At 65.2% G+C, this 11,494-nt stretch carries 11 protein-coding genes; 4 read left to right on the forward strand and 7 right to left on the reverse strand.

Annotated elements, in window-relative coordinates; all coding sequences use genetic code 11:
- Nucleotides 1-137: 137 nt before the first annotated feature.
- The 4 genes from dnaG to rpsU all read right to left on the reverse strand — a co-directional run bounded on the left by dnaG (nucleotide 138) and on the right by rpsU (nucleotide 4,116).
- Entirely contained in the window at nucleotides 138-1,886 is a 1,749-nt protein-coding gene (gene dnaG / locus LL972_RS06980) for a DNA primase (RefSeq protein ID WP_228326958.1), read from the reverse strand.
- 111 nt (nucleotides 1,887-1,997) lie between these two features.
- Entirely contained in the window at nucleotides 1,998-2,948 is a 951-nt protein-coding gene (locus LL972_RS06985) for a YihY/virulence factor BrkB family protein (RefSeq protein ID WP_323134208.1), read from the reverse strand.
- A 248-nt stretch (nucleotides 2,949-3,196) separates the two neighbouring features.
- Complete coding sequence (locus LL972_RS06990) at nucleotides 3,197-3,643, reverse strand: GatB/YqeY domain-containing protein (protein WP_228326960.1); 447 nt, start codon at nucleotides 3,641-3,643, stop codon at nucleotides 3,197-3,199.
- Nucleotides 3,644-3,900: 257 nt separating this feature from the next.
- Nucleotides 3,901-4,116, reverse strand: coding sequence for a 30S ribosomal protein S21 (gene rpsU, locus LL972_RS06995; RefSeq protein WP_002808376.1), 216 nt, complete (start codon nucleotides 4,114-4,116; stop codon nucleotides 3,901-3,903).
- Nucleotides 4,117-4,396: 280 nt separating this feature from the next.
- Between rpsU and tsaD the strand changes: the two genes are divergently transcribed.
- From tsaD to LL972_RS07010, 3 genes are all read left to right on the forward strand, one after another.
- Nucleotides 4,397-5,461, forward strand: coding sequence for a tRNA (adenosine(37)-N6)-threonylcarbamoyltransferase complex transferase subunit TsaD (gene tsaD, locus LL972_RS07000; protein WP_228326961.1), 1,065 nt, complete (start codon nucleotides 4,397-4,399; stop codon nucleotides 5,459-5,461).
- Between the two features lie 75 nt (nucleotides 5,462-5,536).
- Nucleotides 5,537-5,893 carry a dihydroneopterin aldolase gene (gene folB, locus LL972_RS07005; protein WP_024938857.1) on the forward strand — a complete coding sequence of 119 codons (357 nt, stop codon included), beginning with the start codon at nucleotides 5,537-5,539 and terminating at the stop codon, nucleotides 5,891-5,893.
- Nucleotides 5,894-6,123: 230 nt separating this feature from the next.
- Nucleotides 6,124-8,295 (forward strand): glycoside hydrolase family 3 N-terminal domain-containing protein, encoded by a 2,172-nt coding sequence (locus LL972_RS07010; RefSeq protein ID WP_228326962.1) that lies wholly within the window; start codon nucleotides 6,124-6,126, stop codon nucleotides 8,293-8,295.
- Nucleotides 8,296-8,584: 289 nt separating this feature from the next.
- On the opposite strand, the gene LL972_RS07015 is transcribed toward LL972_RS07010, so the two are convergent.
- Nucleotides 8,585-9,763, reverse strand: coding sequence for a PQQ-dependent sugar dehydrogenase (locus tag LL972_RS07015; protein WP_228326963.1), 1,179 nt, complete (start codon nucleotides 9,761-9,763; stop codon nucleotides 8,585-8,587).
- Nucleotides 9,764-9,933: 170 nt separating this feature from the next.
- On the opposite strand from LL972_RS07015, the gene yiaA reads away from it, so the two are divergent.
- Nucleotides 9,934-10,371 (forward strand): inner membrane protein YiaA, encoded by a 438-nt coding sequence (gene yiaA / locus LL972_RS07020; protein ID WP_323134209.1) that lies wholly within the window; start codon nucleotides 9,934-9,936, stop codon nucleotides 10,369-10,371.
- Nucleotides 10,372-10,425: 54 nt separating this feature from the next.
- On the opposite strand, the gene LL972_RS07025 is transcribed toward yiaA, so the two are convergent.
- Together LL972_RS07025 and LL972_RS07030 are read right to left on the reverse strand one after the other, a co-directional pair.
- On the reverse strand, nucleotides 10,426-10,758 hold the full coding sequence (locus tag LL972_RS07025) for a hypothetical protein (protein WP_228326964.1): 333 nt from the start codon (nucleotides 10,756-10,758) through the stop codon (nucleotides 10,426-10,428).
- Between the two features lie 174 nt (nucleotides 10,759-10,932).
- Nucleotides 10,933-11,430 carry a hypothetical protein gene (locus LL972_RS07030; protein ID WP_228326965.1) on the reverse strand — a complete coding sequence of 166 codons (498 nt, stop codon included), beginning with the start codon at nucleotides 11,428-11,430 and terminating at the stop codon, nucleotides 10,933-10,935.
- Between the last annotated feature and the right edge of the window lie 64 nt (nucleotides 11,431-11,494).

Raw genomic sequence — 11,494 nt, forward strand, 5'->3', positions numbered from 1 at the left:
GTGTGCGCGTTGCTGTGTCTGCAGTTCTTCCTTGCGCTGTTGCAGCAGTTGCCGGTCCAGTTGGGCCATGGCGTCGTGCAGCATGCGCGCCTGGCCCGTACACGACAGCGTAAGCCGATCCCCTCGCGCTACCCGCACTACAACGCGGCGAGCGCCTTGAACAGCTCGCGCAGCTCGTATTTGTCGGTGTCGTCCAGGCCCTGCGCGCGCTGCTTGTCCTGCAGTTCGTCCAGGCGCTGACGCAGCAATTGCTTGTCCAGTTGCGCAACGACGTCATGCAGCTCCATCGCCCAGCTGTGTTCGTCGCCGGGCAGTGCCTGTGCGGCCAGTTTCTGCAGGGCGGCTTGTTCTTCGCGTTCGGCGAAGTGTTCCAGCAATGCGCCGGTGCTGATTTCCGGGCGTTGCCGCACCAGTGCCAGCAGTTCCATCAACAGGTCGATGCCGGGCAGGCGCAGGCCGGAAAAATCGTGGTCGCCCTCCAGGCTCATCGCCAGCGACGGCCGCTGCAGCAGGATCGCGATCGACGCGCGCACCAGGCTGCGCTTTTGCGTGGGCGCGCCCATGCGTGCAGGTGGTCGTGCCTGCGGTGCGGACGCCTGCGTCGCCTGACTGACGCCCACGCCGGTCAGGCGCGACAGCTCCTGCTTCATCAGATCGCCGAATGCGCCTTCGGGAATCTGCGCCAGCATCGGCTTTGCGCGTTCGGCAAGACGCGCCTTGCCATCGAGCGTGTGCAGGTTGATCTCGCGCGACATCTCGTCGAAGAAGAACTGCGACAGCGGCGTGGCCTGCTTCAGGCGCTGATCGAAGGCCTGCGCGCCTTCCTTGCGCACGATGGTGTCCGGGTCCTCGCCATCGGGCAGGAACAGGAAGAACGCCTGGCGGCCGTCCTTCATGCGTGGCAGCACCGATTCCAGCGCACGCCAGCCGGCCTTGCGGCCGGCGTTGTCGCCGTCGAAACAGAAGTACACATCCGGCGCGTTACGGAACAGCAACTCGGCATGTTCTGGAGTGGTCGCCGTGCCCAGCGTGGCCACCGCCTGCGTGACGCCAAACTGGAACAGCGAGACCACGTCCATGTAGCCTTCCACCACGATCAGCCGCTCGATCTTCTGATTGGCCTGGCGCACCTGCCACAGGCCGTACAACTCGCGGCCCTTGTGGAATAGCGCGGTTTCCGGCGAATTGAGGTATTTCGGTCCCGGGTCGCGGCCATCTGCCGGCGCGCCCATGATGCGTCCGCCGAACGCGATCACGCGGCCGCGGCGGTCGAAGATCGGGAACATCACCCGGTCGCGGAACTTGTCGTAGACATGGCCGCGATCGTTCTTGGAAAACAGCCCGGCGCGTTCGAGCACGCTCATGCGGCGGGCATCGGTGCCCAGCGTGTCCTTCAGTGCGCTGTAGCCATCGGGCGCGTAACCGATCTGGAAACGCGCGCGGTTGTCGGCATCCACGCCGCGGCCGTCCAGATAGTCGCGGGCGCGTTCGCTGCCCTCGAGCTGGCGCTGGAAGAACTTGGTCGCCGCCTCCAGCGCCGAATACAGCTCGCGGCTGTCGTCCTGCTGTTGCGGGCTGCGCTGCTGGGTCTCGCGCGGGATGTCCATGCCGGCGCGCTTGGCCAACTCGTCGACCGCATCGAGGAATTCCAGGCGGTCGTAATTCATCAGAAAGCTGATCGCGGTGCCGTGCGCGCCGCAGCCGAAGCAGTGATAGAACTGTTTGGTCGGCGAGACCGTGAACGAGGCCGAGCGCTCGTCATGGAACGGACAGCGCGCCGAGTATTCCTTGCCCTGACGCTTGAGCGGCACCCGGCCGCCCACCACCTCGACGATGTCGGTACGTGCAAGCAGTTCGTCGATGAATGCGTCGGGGATGCGGGCCATCCCGCTAGGATATCCCAGCCACCGGCGCTGGCCGCTGTCAGTGAGCGACGGCCCTCGACGACGCGGTGCGTGCCGCCCGGGCATGCGCGGTACCAGGCGCACCAGACACGATCAACTGCGTGGCGGTGCCGGCGGCGGCTGCAGCGTGGCGTCTGGTTCGGCGGCGACCGGCGGCAGGTTGTCCGTATCCACGCCGGCCTCGCGCAGCTTGCGATGCGAGCGCACGCGCTCGTCGATTACCGCGGTCAGCAGGGCGCCGACAAAGAACACCACTGAGGCGTAGTACATCCACACCAGCAGGATCACCAGGGTACCCATCGAGCCGTATGCGCTGCCAGGCGCGGCCTTTGCGATGTACAGGCCGATGCCGTAGCGACCCAGTGCGAACAACAGCGCGGTGATCACGCCGCCGACAAAGGCCTGCCGCCAGTTGACGGTGCGATCGGGCAGATAGCGATACAGAAAGGCGAAGGCGAGCGAATACAGTGCCAGGGTGGTGATGTAGCCGATCGCCGGCAGTACCGACGGCAAGCGTGCGAACACCACCTGCAACGCGGTGGTGGCAATCATCGACACGATCAGCAAAAAGCCCAGTGCCAGAATCACGCCGAAGGAAAACACGCGCTTCTTCAGCCACGCCATCAGCCCTTCCAAGCGCTGCTTGTCGGTGCGAAAGATCAGGTTCAGGGCGTTCTGCAATTGCGCGAACACCGCCGTGGCGCCGATGAACAGCAGCAACGTGCTCCACAGTCCGGCCAACGAGCCCACGCCGGGTTGATCGGTGGCGTTGCGGATCACCGTATCGGCCACTTCCGCCGCGCTGCCGCCGGCCAGTTGCGCGATCTGCTGCACCAGCGCTTCCTGCGCAGGCGGATACAGCGAGGCGGTCAGCCACAGCAGCAGCACCAGCAGCGGTGCCAGCGACAGCAAGGCGTAGAACGACAGCGACGCGGCCTGCGTCATCACGTCGATCTCGAGAAAGCGATTGAGCAGTGCCATCGGCAGGCTGCGCTGCAGGCGGCTCAGATGTTTCTGCAGGTGTTCGGTTGAGAGCTTCGTCACCGGCGGGGGAATCCTTGGGCATACCGTTGTGTGCGCAGGCGTCGTGAGGTGAAGCCGGCATGCGGAATGCTTCACCCGGACCTGTGCTGGCGAAGGTGTTCTAACAGGGCGTGTTCAAAGATCGGGTGAAAGCGGGCGCTGGATGTTGCGCCTTTGCTGCGGTTGAGACGGCACTGCAAGCAGCGGCACGTATGCGGCTCGCCGCAGCGCCCTGGCCATCAGGCACAGGGCGCTACGCAGGCGAAGACTCAACCTGCCAGATGCTGCTTGACCAGCGTCGAGACCAGGCCCATGTCGGCCTGACCAGCCAGCTTGGGCTTGAGTGCGCCCATCAGCTTGCCGATGTCGGCCGGGCAGCTGGCACCGGTCTGCGCGATGGCTGCCTGGATGGCGGCGACGATCTCGGCTTCGCCCATCTTGGCCGGCAGGTAACGCTCGATCACTACGATCTCCTCGCGCTCGATCTGCGCCAGGTCGTCGCGTGCAGCGGCTTCGTACTGGGTGACCGAGTCCTTGCGCTGCTTGACCATCTTGTCGAGTACGGCGATCACGGCGGCATCGTCCATCTCGACGCGCTCGTCCACTTCCTTCTGCTTGATCGCGGCATTGATCAGCCGGATCACGCCCAGGCTGTGCTTGTCGCCGGACTTCATGGCGGCTTTCATGTCATCGGTGAGCTGTTGCTTGAGGGGCATGGTGTAACTCCTGGGAGTGCGTGTTGCTGATGTGCCGATGCGCCATGACGGGCGCAATGCATCGGCAGGAAGTCGGGCCGGGCAGGCGCGGATGGCGGCAGCGATGCCGGTCGGCTCTGCAGCTGCGCAGAACGCAGCGGTCGCCTGGCAGCGGACCAATACAAAAAGCCGGCGACGCTTGCGCGTGCCGGCTCTTGGGTTCCACTCCGATGGGCCGCGCCTTCAGCGCATGCCCGTCGGCAAGGAACCGCGTTCGATCAGTACAAGCGCTGGCGCTTGGTGACGTCGCGCGAGGAACGACGCAACTGACGCTTCACAGCAGCGGCAGCCTTACGCTTGCGCTCCTGGGTCGGCTTTTCATAGAACTCGCGCTTGCGGGTTTCGGCCAGCACGCCGGCCTTTTCGCAGGTGCGCTTGAAACGGCGGAGCGCAAATTCGAAGGGCTCGTTCTCGCGGACTTTAACGCTGGGCATGGGTTCTCCAGATAATGGGATTTCCGTCCGGGAGCCCCGGGCGGGTGCGAGCGGACTCGCGTGACGGAATTTCCGGGTTGCCCCGGCGAGCCGCGCATTATAACGACTTGCCAACGACCTGCAAGCCCCCTGCAGCATCTGCGTGAGCAAGCCTGATAAAGCCTGCGCTTGCGGGTGATCCGGTGGCGATGACACGGCCGCGCAGCAGATCGCCCCTGGTCGATCTGCGCAGGGCAAAAGCTGCGAAAATAGCCCGCATGTCACTGCCTGCCGAGTTGCCGTGAAAGTTCTTGGGATCGAATCATCATGCGATGAGACCGGCGTGGCGGTCTACGACACCGCGCTGTCCGGGGTGCCGGCGCTGCGGGCCCACGCGGTCTACAGCCAGATCGCGCTGCATGCCGAATACGGCGGGGTGGTGCCGGAGCTGGCCAGTCGCGACCATGTGCGCAAGCTGCTGCCGCTGATCCGCCAGACCCTGGACGAGGCCGGATTGCGTATCGACGAACTCGACGGGGTGGCCTATACCGCCGGCCCGGGCCTGGTCGGCGCACTCCTTGTCGGCGCGGGCGTGGCGCGATCGCTGGCCTGGGCGCTGGATGTGCCGGCGATCGGCGTGCATCACATGGAAGGCCATCTGCTGGCGCCATTGATGGAAGACGACCCGCCGCAGCCACCGTTCGTGGCGCTGCTGGTCTCCGGCGGACACACCCAGCTGGTGTCGGTGAAGGCCCTGGGCCAGTACGCCGTGCTCGGCGAGACCCTGGACGATGCGGCCGGCGAGGCCTTCGACAAGACCGCCAAGATGATGGGCCTGCCGTATCCGGGCGGACCGCAGCTGGCCGCCCTGGCAGAAACCGGCACCCCTGGGCGCTACAAGTTCGCGCGGCCGATGACCGACCGGCCCGGGCTGGATTTCAGTTTCAGCGGGCTCAAGACCCAGGTGCTGCTGGCCTGGCGCGCCAGCGACCAGTCCGACACCACGCGGGCGGATATCGCGCGCGGGTTCGAGGATGCGGTGGTGGAGACGCTGGCGATCAAATGCCTGCGCGCGCTGGATGCGGCCGATTGCAACACCCTGGTGGTGGCCGGCGGTGTCGGTGCCAACAAGCGCCTGCGTGCACGCCTGCAGGACGCGGCGCAGCGGCGCGGTGGCCGGGTGTGCTTTCCGCGGCCGGCCTTGTGCACCGATAACGGCGCGATGATCGCCTTCGCCGGCGCACTGCGGCTGCAAGCCGGCGAACGCGCCGACGCGGCGGTGCATGTGACGCCGCGTTGGGATATGGCCGCGCTGCCGCCGCTGGCGGCGGCGCGGGATTCGGGAGTGGGGATTGGAGATTCGTAGAAGCTAGTCCCTCTACCTGCTGTCTGTCGCGCTCTTGCCAATCCCCCAATCCCGAATCCCCAATCACGGCTCCCAATGGACAAAGTTTTTATCGAAGGCCTGGAAATCGATGCGCTGATCGGCATCTACGACTGGGAGCGGCGCATCCGCCAGACGCTGCGGTTCGATCTGGAAATGGGCTTCGACAACCGCATTCCGGCCGCCAGCGACGATATCGCCGATACCTTGAACTACAAGGCGGTGAGCAAGCGCTTGATCGAATTCGTGCAGGCCTCGGACTTCGGGCTGGTCGAGACCCTGGCCGAGCGCTGCGCGGCGATCGTGCTGGACGAATTCGGCGTGCACTGGCTGCGGTTGAAGCTGAGCAAGCCAGGTGCGGTGCGCGGCGCGCAGGCGGTGGGGGTGATCATCGAGCGCGAGCGGGCCCGCTGACGGCCACGAGTGCTGCATCGGGCGGCGACTTCGAGCCATGGCCGAGCCCCGGCGATCCAACTGGCACCGGACCGCCGATCCACCACCACGCGACCGATCCACAACACCAACGCGCGGTTCAACCGGGCCCTACAAATCCCGAATCCCGAATTCCAAATCCCGACACTTGCCCCCTCGCGGTCGCGTCAGGCTAGAATTGACGGCCATGTAAACGTTTTCTCAAGGATCTCATGGCTGCTGATCGTATCGAAACCCTGATTGCCCAGATGACCGTCGAAGAGAAGGTCGGACAGTTGGGTGTGTTCGCCGACATGGTGCGGCCGTTCGCACCGGACGTGAATCCCGAAGCCAACGTGCTCAACGCCGACGAGGTGCTGCAGCAGGTGCGCGCGGGCCGGGTCGGCTCGCTGTTCAATGGCGTCGGCGCCGCGCTGGGCGCACAGATCCAGAAGGTGGCGGTGGAAGAAAGCCGCCTGGGCATCCCGGTGATCCTGGCGGCGGATGTGATCCACGGCATGCGCACGGTGTTCCCGATTCCGCTGGGCGAAGCGGCCAGCTTCGAACCCGACCTGGCCGAGCGCACCGCGCGCGCCACTGCGATCGAAGCGACCGCCGCCGGCCTGCACTGGACCTACGCACCGGCCGTGGACATCGCGCGCGACCAGCGCTGGGGCCGTGGCGCGGAAGGCGCTGGCGAAGACGTGGTGCTGGGCGCGGCGTTTGCCGCCGCGCGCGTGCGCGGCTTCCAGGGTGGCAATCTGAAGGCCGACGACTGCCTGCTGGCCACGCCCAAGCACTTCGCCGCCTACGGCGCGGTGGCCGCGGGCATGGAATACAACACCGTGGACATCGCGCCGCAGACCCTGCGCGATGTCCACCTGCCGCCGTTCAAGGCCGCCTTCGATGCCGGTGCATTGAGCGTGATGTCCTCGTTCAACGACATCAACGGCGTGCCGGCCAGCGCCAACCACGAATTGCTGACCGAGATCCTGCGCGGTGAATGGCAGTTCCCCGGTGTGGTGATTTCCGATTACACCGCCGACATGGAACTGATTGCGCACGGCTATGCGGCCGATGAGCGCGATGCGACCAAGAAGGCGTTCCTGGCCGGCCTGGATCTGAGCATGCAGAGCGGCTTCTATGCCGCGCATCTGCCGTCGCTGGTGGAAAGCGGCGAGGTGCCGATGGCCACGCTGGATGCCAGCGTGCGGCGCATGCTGCAGCTGAAGGAAGCGATCGGGCTGTTCGACAACCCGTACCGCTCGCTGGATCCGGCACGCGAAGCCGATACCACGCATCTGCCTGCACACGATGCGCTGTCGCGCGATGCGGCGCGGCGTTCGATCGTGTTGCTGAAGAACGACGGCGACGTGTTGCCGCTGAAGAAAAGCGGCCAGCGCATCGCGCTGATCGGGCCGTTTGTGCAGGACCGCGAGAACATCGAGGGTTGCTGGACGCTGTTCGGCGACAAGGACCGCTATGTGACCCTGGAGCAGGGCGTGCGTGCGGTGGTCGGCAGCGAGCATTTGACGGTGGTGCCGGGCTGCGGCCTGGAAGAGGCGCTGCCGGGCGGTATTTCCGCCGCCATCGATGCGGCGCAGGCTGCCGACGTGGTGGTGCTGGCGCTGGGCGAGCCGCAGCGCTTCAGTGGCGAGGCGCAGTCGCGCACCGAGATCGTGTTGCCGCCGGCGCAGCAGGCATTGGCCGAAGCCATCGCCGCCACCGGCACGCCGATGGTGGTGCTGCTGCGCAATGGCCGCGCGCTGGCCCTGAGCGGTGCGGTGCGCGATGCCGATGCGATTGCAGTGACCTGGTACCTGGGCACGCAGACCGGTACCGGCGTGGCCGACGTGTTGTTCGGCGACTACAACCCGTCCGCGCGTCTGCCGATCAGCTTTCCGCAGGTGACCGGGCAACAGCCGTATTTCTACAACCATCTGCGCACCGGTCGCCCGGAACTGCCGACACTGTCCGAGTACAAGGCGCGCTGGCGCGAGATGCCCAACGAGCCGTTGTACCCGTTCGGCCATGGCCTGAGTTACACCACCTTTGCCTATGCGCAGCCGCAGTTGAGTAGCGCGCAGCTCGGCTGGGAGCAGACGCTGACCATCACTACACGCGTCACCAATACCGGCCGCGTGGCCGGCGAGGAAGTAGTGCAGCTGTATGTGCACGATCGCGTGGCCAGCCGGGTGCGCCCGGTCCGCGAACTCAAGGGCTTCCGCAAGGTGTTGTTGCAGCCTGGCGAAAGCGCGGACGTGACCTTCACCCTGGCGCGCGACGCGCTGGCCTTCACCAATCACAGGAACGTGTTTGGTGCCGAGCCGGGCATGTTCGATGTATGGGTGTGCGCGTCGGCCAAGAGTGGCGAGGCGGTGACGTTCGAGTTGCTGGACGCCTGAGTACACGCAGGCGCGGTGTGGCGCACTCGCAGGATGGGCAGCGGCGTGCGGCGGCAGCGGCTGCTCCAGATTGAACGATGACGGACGTGACCGAAGGGCACACCGTCATCGTCACAAAGGATGTAGGTGCGTCGCTTGCCTGTGGTGCCACGGGTTCGCGGAGTTGTACAGGTATCGCGACAGGCGCCGCGCCTGGTTGAAGGCGGCTTCGCGCTGAAAATCGTGGCCACCGCCAGCACGCGGTTGACGTGTGGCGGTGGCACGATCCCCTGGACGCACTTCCGCGCAATTACGCGTCGTTCTCGACCGCCGCCTTGCTCTTGGGCGTCAGTTTCAGCAGGCGCCCGGTGCTGCCGCTGGCTTCGTCTTCCAGCAACCACAGCGCGCCATCCGGCCCCTGCTCCACTTCGCGGATGCGCGCGCCCATGTCGTAGCGGGCCAGCTCGCGTGGCTGATCGCCAAGGGACACCTGCACCAGCGCCATCGACGACAAGCCGCCGATAAAGCCGTTGCCGCGCCATGCCGGGAACTGCTTGCCGCTGTAGATCACAAAGCCGGCTGGCGAGATCACCGGGGTCCAGCTGATCTTGGGCGCGGCAAATTCCGGGCGGGTGTTGTGATCCGGGATCGGGGTGCCGTCGTAGTTATCGCCGTTGGAGACGATCGGGTAGCCGTAGTTGGCGCCGCGCTGGATCAGGTTCAATTCATCGCCGCCAAGCGGGCCCATCTCGTGCTCCCATAGGCGCCCCTTGCCGTCGAAGGCCAGGCCGAGAATATTGCGGTGACCTAGCGACCACACCTGCGCGGCAACGCCGCCCTGCGCAGCGAACGGGTTGTCGGCCGGCACGCTGCCGTCATCGTTGAGACGGATCAGCTTGCCAAGATTGGCTTGCATGTCCTGGGCGGGAGTGAACTTCTGGCGTTCGCTGGAGCTGATCCACAGCTTGCCATCCGGGCCAAAGGCGAGTCGGTGGCCGAAGTGGCCGTTGCCGGTGACCTTGGGATCCTGGCGCCAGATCACCGTCAAGTCCGACAGCGTGCCGCCGCCGCTGGCATCCAGCGTGAGCTTGGCGCGTGCCACTGCTGCGCCGCGGGTATCGCCCTGCCCAGGCTCGGCGTAACTGACATAGACCAGGCCATTCTTGGCAAAGCGCGGATGCGCCAGTACATCGCCAAAGCCACCCTGGCCACCGTAGGCCACTGCCGGAATGCCGGTGATGGCGCTTTTGCGCTTGGTCTTGGGGTCCAGCCGCATCAACGCACCGCGTTTTTCGCTGACCAGCAGACTGCCATCGGGCAGAAAGGTCATCGCCCAGGGTTCGTCGAAATCGGCAACGGTGGTGGCCTGGAACGGCCACTGCGCCTTGGGAATGGCCGCGGCCGGCGCGACCGCAGGCGCAGCACATGCGGCAGTGGTGGTGAATAACGTGGCCGAGCAGGCCAGGGCAAGTAGACGTCGGACAGACATGTGGTCCTCCAGGGGATGAGGCGCGGTCACGCTGCAGCCCTCCCGCAACGTGTCCCGCGTCGGGTTTTCAAGTACCTTACACGACGCCTTCAAGGCCGCCTTGTCGTAGATCACTTTCTCTGTGAGACGTATGCGTCCCACTTTACTGCCCACCATGAAAAGGAGTTTCCATGGCTGCCACGCAAAAAACCTCGCCTGCTTTTATCGCCGCATCCTGGGCTGCGTTACTACTGGGCAGCGCTGCCTACCTGATCGGGTTGTGGAATGCGCAGATGATGCTCAACGAAAAAGGCTACTACTTCACGCTGCTGTTATTTGGCCTGTTCGCATCGGTGTCGTTGCAAAAGAGCGTGCGTGACCGTGCGGATGGCATTCCGGTAACGGGACTGTACTACGCGATCTGCTGGTTCTCGCTGATCATCGCGCTTTTGCTGTTGGCAATCGGCTTGATCAACGCAACGCTGTTGTTGAGCGAAAAAGGCTTCTATGCGATGGCCTATGCCTTGAGTCTGTTTGGCGCAGTTGCGGTACAGAAAAATACCCGTGATGCGATGGATGTCGACAACGCGTCGCATCCGGTGCGCGCGGTACCGCCGCCACTGGACTGACACTGACACACATGCGGATACAACAACGCCACCTCGACGGTGGCGTTGTTGTCTTCAGGGCTTGGACTTGTTGTCGCCGGTGACGAAGTCTGCCGCATTTTCCCAGGCACGCTTGACCGCGTGACGCGCCTTGCTCCAACTCAGGCCGTCGGTGCCGCGGTTGGCCTCCCATTCGCGGTGCAACTCGGCTTCCACCTGATCATAGGCACGTGCGTTTTCGCGGATACGTGCCTCGTGTCCTGCGAGATAAGCGCCTTCGTAATCCTCGTAGCGGTCACCTTCGGTGTAATACGATTCTTCGGTGAAGCGCTCGCGCCAATAATTGGATACGTTCTGGCTGCGGTCTTCGTCCGGCGCGCGGCCCGGAATCTGATACGGCACGTTCATGCTCGTCTCCGTGGTGAATGTGCGACCTAACCTAGGCGGGAAGGTGTTAAATCCGTTGCCAGGGCGGGTGAGGAGGGCATCAAGACATGCTGCGACTGGCAGCGCTGTCTGGCGCGCCGCGCTGCAGTTGCCGCACGCTGCGCCCCTGACAACGTCAGCCCGCCTTTGCGCGTATCACGTCGCTACCGATGCGGCCTCATACGGCAACGGTGTGGCGCCGGCTGCACTCAGGCTGGCCTCGGCATGCTGCAGCGATGGCTCGTCGGCGTCGATGATGACCAGCACGCGCCCTGCCTGGATTTCGTCCTCGAACTGGCGGCGGACCGGATCGGGCACGGTGGCGCCGATCAGTGCAGACGACCAGGTGCCAACCAGCGCGCCTGCCAGCGCCATGACGCCCGCCCCGGCAATGGTGAGCCCGATTGGAGGCACGGCGATGGCAACCAGCCCGGCAACCAGACCCGCAGCACCACCCGTCGCCGCGCCGCGCGCTGCAGCAGGGAGAAAATCCGTCTTGGCGTCCTTGCGCTCATCGGGAATGCCTTCCAGTTCAATATCCGAGCGGGCAATCAATGACAGCGCATCGTTGTCGATGCCGGCGCTGCGTGCGGCCTGCATGACGCGTTGCGCACTCTCGATATCGGGCGTGCTGTAGACACGGCGCAGTTTCATCGCAAGCTCCCATGCAGGTGAGAGCTGCAGCCTTGGACGGGCACGGTTAGTCGTGCGTGATCGC

This window comes from Xanthomonas campestris pv. asclepiadis (assembly GCF_020784175.1).
Classification (GTDB): Bacteria; Pseudomonadota; Gammaproteobacteria; order Xanthomonadales; family Xanthomonadaceae; genus Xanthomonas; species Xanthomonas campestris_D.

Coding starts and splice junctions, on each gene's coding strand:
- dnaG (WP_228326958.1), bottom strand. CDS start 1,886: ATGGCCCGCATCCCCGACGCATTCATCGACGAACTGCTTGCACGTACC.
- LL972_RS06990 (WP_228326960.1), bottom strand. CDS start 3,643: ATGCCCCTCAAGCAACAGCTCACCGATGACATGAAAGCCGCCATGAAG.
- rpsU (WP_002808376.1), bottom strand. CDS start 4,116: ATGCCCAGCGTTAAAGTCCGCGAGAACGAGCCCTTCGAATTTGCGCTC.
- folB (WP_024938857.1), top strand. CDS start 5,537: ATGGACAAAGTTTTTATCGAAGGCCTGGAAATCGATGCGCTGATCGGC.
- LL972_RS07010 (WP_228326962.1), top strand. CDS start 6,124: ATGGCTGCTGATCGTATCGAAACCCTGATTGCCCAGATGACCGTCGAA.
- LL972_RS07015 (WP_228326963.1), bottom strand. CDS start 9,763: ATGTCTGTCCGACGTCTACTTGCCCTGGCCTGCTCGGCCACGTTATTC.
- yiaA (WP_323134209.1), top strand. CDS start 9,934: ATGGCTGCCACGCAAAAAACCTCGCCTGCTTTTATCGCCGCATCCTGG.
- LL972_RS07025 (WP_228326964.1), bottom strand. CDS start 10,758: ATGAACGTGCCGTATCAGATTCCGGGCCGCGCGCCGGACGAAGACCGC.
- LL972_RS07030 (WP_228326965.1), bottom strand. CDS start 11,430: ATGAAACTGCGCCGTGTCTACAGCACGCCCGATATCGAGAGTGCGCAA.